The organism is Sinimarinibacterium flocculans (assembly GCF_003201205.1).
GTDB classification, from domain to species: Bacteria; Pseudomonadota; Gammaproteobacteria; order Nevskiales; family Nevskiaceae; genus Solimonas; species Solimonas flocculans.
The window spans coordinates 1-1,814 of record NZ_QICN01000030.1; the positions used below are offsets into that span (position 1 = coordinate 1).

The window sequence follows — 1,814 nt, forward strand, 5'->3', positions numbered from 1 at the left end:
AGCCGGTGATCGTTGCCCACGGCACCGCACCACCGCCGCCGGCACCGTCCACCGTGAACACGCCGCCGGTCAGGAACACCTTGCCGTCGTCGTAGAGGCCGGTGGGAATCGGTGTGGCCGTATACGTCGGGGCCGGCGGCGGCGGCGGTGGCGCCTGCACCACCGGCGCCGGCGCCGGCGTGGGCACCGGCTTGGCCTCGGTCACGCGCAGTTCGACGCGACGATTGAGTGCGCGCCCTTCGTCGGTGCTGTTGTCCGCGACCGGCATCGATTCGCCGTAACCGGCGGCGCTCATGCGTGACGTATCGATGCCCCGGCCGGCAAGATAGGCCATCACCGATTCGACGCGCGCCTCGGACAGGCGCTGGTTGTAGGCGTCGGAGCCGCGGCTGTCCGTGTGACCCGCGACTTCGACCTTGATGTCCGGGCGCCCCTGCAGTGCTTCGGCGACCTGATCGAGCAGGCGCTTGGAGTCGACGGTGAGTTCCGACTTGTCGAACTCGAAATGCACGCCGTACAGCACCACGGTGTCGCCGATCGCGCAGCCGGAGAAATCCACCGGCTTGCCCTCCGACGGCAGGGAACAGGTCAACTTTCCCTGCGCCTGGACAGGCGTACCGTGCGCGAACGCCAGACACCCCGCGATCACGACTGCCGCCGCGGTACCCCAACTCTTACGATTGCTGTTCATGGCTTCCATGGCTCCCAATCAGTTCCGTGATGTGCCGCTGATGGATGTGCTGCGTTCGACGCAGGCAGGGCTGCCGGCCGCATCCGGACCGCAGCGCGATGGCTGCGGCCCGATCGTGGCGGGTGACGACTGGCTGCGTGGCTATCGCGTGACGATGTCGTCGGTGAAGGGTGCGAGCGCGTTGATGAGCTGGTTGCAGGCGTGGTAGCTGATGTTGTTGCGCTCGCAGGCGTTGTAGGCGGCTTCGACCACGGCGTTGAACTGCGCCATCGTGATGCCGAGATCGGCGTGTGCCGCCGCCATGCTCGCGCCCTGGTACTCGACGTGACCGCCGAGCACCATCTGCTCGAGCTGCGTGTTCAACACGATCTGGCGTTCGACGTTGCCGAACTCCTTGAAGATCCAGTTGATGCGGTTGTCGAGCATGATGTAGTAGAAAAGACTCTCGACCCAGTTGCGCACGCCCTGCGCGCCGCCGAACTTGGCCAGCGATGCGGAGTCGATGCCCAGGATCGGGTTGGTCTTCTGCTCGGTCGCATGGGCCGGCAGCAGTGCCGCACCGGTCAAGGCCACGGCAGCCGCGAGAGATTTGATTCGGTTCATGACACTCTCCTGTTGATCGCGCACATCAGAACGTCAGGTGCGTCGAGAAGTAGAAGCCGTTGTTGTCCGGCGACACCGAGATGTTGCCGAGCATCAGGTAGGCGATGACGAACGAGATCTTCTTGTTCGGCGCGTAGGCGAAGAAGATGTCCCACCAGTCGCTTTCCTTCTCCTGCTGCAGTGCACCCGCCAGGCCATCGAGGCTGACGCCGCCGAGCAGGTTGGTCAGGCCCGTGAGGTCCAGACCCGCGATATTGATGCTGCGGCCGTCGAGATTGTCGCCGTGCTGCTGGTACTCGAAGCCGATCGCCGTGTTCTTCGCGACCAGGTGTGCCACCGAGGCTTCGAAGCGCACTTCCTTGTCGTTGTGGCAATTCCGCTCGTTGCCTTCAATGCCGCCTCCGCAGCTGCCGAACCCGACCAGACCGATCTGATTGGCCGAGGTGTAGCGCGCGACGAGATTGACCAGCGTGCTGTAGCGGAAGAACACCTTGGTGAACGCGGCGTAGGCTTCCCAGTC

3 protein-coding genes are annotated in these 1,814 nt (G+C 64.7%); all 3 read right to left on the reverse strand.

Annotation, left to right across the window (positions count from 1 at the left end):
• On the reverse strand, window positions 1–691 hold a 691-nt coding region (locus C8D93_RS20230; RefSeq protein ID WP_245904039.1), incomplete at its 3' end, for an OmpA family protein.
• A gap of 141 nt (window positions 692–832) precedes the next feature.
• Window positions 833–1,294 carry a group I truncated hemoglobin gene (locus C8D93_RS20235; protein ID WP_110267089.1) on the reverse strand — a complete coding sequence of 154 codons (462 nt, stop codon included), beginning with the start codon at window positions 1,292–1,294 and terminating at the stop codon, window positions 833–835.
• A gap of 25 nt (window positions 1,295–1,319) precedes the next feature.
• Window positions 1,320–1,814 (reverse strand): DUF3034 family protein (locus C8D93_RS20240; RefSeq protein ID WP_146216692.1); only part of this gene is annotated, 495 nt, incomplete at its 5' end.

What these genes read in the sequence shown, in the direction of transcription:
- C8D93_RS20235 (WP_110267089.1), bottom strand. Translation starts at nt 1,294, where the DNA reads ATGAACCGAATCAAATCTCTCGCGGCTGCCGTGGCCTTGACCGGTGCG.